The following is a 3,328-nucleotide window of genomic DNA, read 5'->3' on the forward strand; positions in this document are numbered from 1 at the left end:
AGCTGCGGGAGCGAAGTCCCCCGCGTCCAGTAGCCGCCGGAACGAAATCGTCCACGCCCGGACCGGCCGGGTTTTCCGTAACACCGCTGGACGCGTAGCCTCTGCGCGGGTGCGCGGACGAGGGCGCCGCACCGACGGGGCGGATGGTGAAGATGATCGAGTCGTTGTCCTTCGACAGCGCGAGCGTGGAGGCCACGCAGGAGTTCCTCTCCACCGCCTACACGCCGATGCGCATCGCCAAGTCCGTGGAGGACGCCAGGGCGCGCATCAGCCGCCGCGCCGTCGGCGAGCTCACCGTGGACCGGCTCTCCTTCGGGTACGACCTGGCCTACAACGCCGACAGCCTCGGCCGGGTGTGCCTGATCAGCCTGCACGCCGGCACGCTCACCGACCGGACCGACGCCACCTCGGCCACGCTGCGCAAGGCGATCGCGTTCATCGAGACGAACGCCGAGCGCGAGATCACGCTCGCGGACATCGCCGCCGCCGCCTTCGTCACGCCGAGGGCGCTCCAGTACGCCTTCCGCCGCCACCTGGACACCACCCCGCTCGCCCACCTCCGCCGCGTGCGCCTGGACGCGGCCCACCGCGACCTCCTGGCCGCCGACCCGGGCGCCACGACCGTCACCGAGATCGCAATGCGCTGGGGCTTCGCGCACCCCGGCCACTTCGCCGGCCTCTACCGCGACGCCTACCGCCGCACCCCGAGCGACACCCTGCGCCTGCGCGTCTGACCCCCCGAACCGTCAGGCGACCGGCCCACCCCCGCGCGCGCCCGCACGACCGGCCTGGTGAGCTGTCCTGGGAACCCGCCACCCCGAGGGAGGACCCCCGTGCCGGACCCGACGACGTCCTACACCGACCTGCGCGCCCTGGTGATCAACTGCACCCTCAAGCGCTCCCCGGAACGCAGCCACACCCAGGGCCTCATCGACGTCAGCACCGGCATCCTGCAACGCCAGGGCGTCGAGGTCGAAGTCCTGCGAGCCGTCGACCTCGACATCGCGACGGGCGTCTGGCCGGACATGACCGAACACGGCTGGGAAACCGACGACTGGCCGGTCATCTACTCCCAGGTGATGGCCGCCGACATCCTGACCCTCGCCGGCCCGATCTGGCTGGGCGACAACTCCTCGGTGATGAAGAAGGTCATCGAGCGCCTCTACGCCTGCTCGTCGATCCTCAACTCCGAAGGCCAGTACGCCTACTACGGCCGCGTCGGCGGCTGCCTGATCACCGGCAACGAGGACGGCGCGAAGCACTGCGCGATGAACGTCCTCTACAGCCTCCAGCACCTCGGCTACACCATCCCGCCCCAGGCCGACGCGGGTTGGGTCGGCGAGGCCGGCCCCGGCCCGTCCTACCTGGACCCGGGGTCGGGCGGCCCGCAGAACGACTTCACGAACCGCAACACGACGTTCATGACGTGGAACCAGCTCCACCTGGCCCGCATGCTCAAGGACGCCGGCGGCATCCCGGCCCACGGCAACCAGCGCTCCGAATGGGACGCCGGCTGCCGCTTCGACTTCGAGAACCCCGAACACCGCTGAGCGGGCCCGCCTCCCCACCCGTGCCCGACCGCTTGGCCGCGCTCGTACCCGAGCACCGCGAACGGAGAGCACGTGACCAGAAGCTGTCCGGGGCATCCTGCGCCCGGCCGAACTGGCGCTGCGCGGCATGCCGGTGACGTGCTCCGCCTGCCGGGCCCGCCGGGACTGGCTGCTGCTCAACCACCGCCGCGACGTGTGGGTGTGCTGCCGCTGCGCCAGGGAGAGCTGGCACAGGCGATAGAGGAGGGGCTCGCCGCCCACCGGGAGGGTCAGTCGGATTGACCGCGGCTGGGCGGGCGCTCGGAACGAGGGGCGGGGCGCAGTAGCCCTCGCCGATACCCTCCCGCGTGCGGAGGCGGTCCGCCCGGCAGGCTCCTGTGCCATCCTGTTCTTCGAACGGAGGAGGGGTAATGGGGGGTCACCACCTGACCGTGGGTGTGGAGTTGGCCGATGAGACCGGCGGCGTCGACGCGGCCGCGCGGGACATCGAGTACCTGTTGGAGGAGCTGGAGCAGCTCGATCTGCCAAAGCTGGGTTACGCGCCGGCCGGCGCGGCCCCGAAGGGGACCCGGGCAGGCGACCTCCTCTCACACACCTCGCTGATCGTCGGCCTGGCCGGCGCACCGGCGCTCACCGCGCTGGTCGCCGTCGTACAGAGCTGGCTGTCCAGGCGCGGCTGCGGAACGGTGACGGTCCGGATCGGTGCGGACGAGCTGCAGCTCACCGCCGCCACCCGGGCCGAACAGCGCCGCCTGGTCGAGCTGTTCGTCGAGGCCCACACGACGGCGGGTGATGACCCCTGTCCGGTACCGGGTGACGAGGACTCTTCGATGCCGGCCGGCGATGACCGCACGACGCCGGGCGACGATGACTAGGCGCGCCCTGATCATCGTCAACCAGCACTACGAGGACCCCGGGTTCGACGAGTTGCCGGGAGCCACGGCGGATGCCGAGCAACTGGGCGCCGTGCTCGCGGACCCGGCGGTCGGCGGCTACGAGGTCGAGGTGGTCTCCGAGGGCACGGCGCTCACTTGGCGCAAGGCGATCCAGCGGTTCTTCACCTCGGCCGACCCGCAGGACACGCTGGTGCTGCATCTGTCCTGTCACGGTCGCAAGGACGGTCGCAACCGACTGCACTTCGCCGCCTCCGACACGTCCATCGAATTGCTGGAGGCGACGGCGGTGGGGGCGGAGTTCCTGGCCGACCAGATGCGGCACAGCCGTTGCCGGCACATCGTCACCTTCCTGGACTGCTGCTACAGCGGGGCCTTCACCAGAGGTGTGCGGACCCGCGCCGCCGACCGGGAGGTCGACGTGCGCGCGCAGCTTCGCGGCCGGGCGCAGGTCGTGATCACCTCGGCGACCGCGCTGCAGTACAGCCACGAGAACGAGGCCCGCAGCCGGGCGGGCGCGGAGCCGTCGGTCTTCACGGCCGCCGTGGTCGAGGGGCTGCGGGACGGTGCCGCCGACCTGGACCAGGACGGCGAGGTGAGCGCCGACGAGCTCTACGTCTTCGTCCACGACCGGGTCCGGGCCCAGTTACCGGACCAAACGCCGACCTGGAGCGCGGACGGTGCCGAGGGTCGGCTCGTGGTTGCCCGCAACCCGTCGTACGGGCGCCCGCCCGGGTACCAGGTGGTGCACGTCGCCGAGGACCGGGCCTGGGGCGAGTGGATCGCCGCCGTACTGGCCGGCGCCGGGCTGCGGGTGACGCGCCGCGAGCTCACACCGCAGGGCCCGAGCGGCTCGGACGCGCCGACCGGCGCCGCGGAGCCTGG

The 3,328-nt window shown here is 71.9% G+C and carries 5 protein-coding genes; 4 read left to right on the top strand and 1 reads right to left on the bottom strand.

Annotated elements, in window-relative coordinates:
* Positions 1 to 196, bottom strand: a 196-nt coding sequence (locus AB0O00_RS33320) for a hypothetical protein (RefSeq protein WP_363658203.1), incomplete at its 3' end; no start/stop codon positions are given.
* Between AB0O00_RS33320 and AB0O00_RS33325 the strand changes: the two genes are divergently transcribed.
* From AB0O00_RS33325 to AB0O00_RS33340, 4 genes are all read left to right on the top strand, one after another.
* Positions 186 to 734 (top strand): helix-turn-helix transcriptional regulator, encoded by a 549-nt coding sequence (locus tag AB0O00_RS33325; protein ID WP_363658205.1) that lies wholly within the window; start codon positions 186 to 188, stop codon positions 732 to 734. The two genes, AB0O00_RS33320 and AB0O00_RS33325, sit on opposite strands and share 11 nt — an antisense overlap.
* Before the next feature lie 99 nt (positions 735 to 833).
* Complete coding sequence (locus tag AB0O00_RS33330; RefSeq protein WP_363658207.1) at positions 834 to 1,550, top strand: flavodoxin family protein; 717 nt, start codon at positions 834 to 836, stop codon at positions 1,548 to 1,550.
* A gap of 410 nt (positions 1,551 to 1,960) precedes the next feature.
* Positions 1,961 to 2,425: a hypothetical protein gene (locus AB0O00_RS33335; RefSeq protein ID WP_363658209.1), complete on the top strand. Its 465-nt coding sequence runs from the start codon at positions 1,961 to 1,963 to the stop codon at positions 2,423 to 2,425.
* On the top strand, positions 2,418 to 3,328 hold a 911-nt coding region (locus AB0O00_RS33340), incomplete at its 3' end, for a caspase family protein (protein ID WP_363658211.1). The genes AB0O00_RS33335 and AB0O00_RS33340, both read left to right, overlap by 8 nt.

Source organism: Kitasatospora sp. NPDC093558 (assembly GCF_040683475.1).
Taxonomy (GTDB): Bacteria; Actinomycetota; Actinomycetes; order Streptomycetales; family Streptomycetaceae; genus Kitasatospora.

Excerpts from the sequence above, each read along its gene's own strand:
- AB0O00_RS33335 (WP_363658209.1), top strand. The coding sequence starts at position 1,961 with ATGGGGGGTCACCACCTGACCGTGGGTGTGGAGTTGGCCGATGAGACC.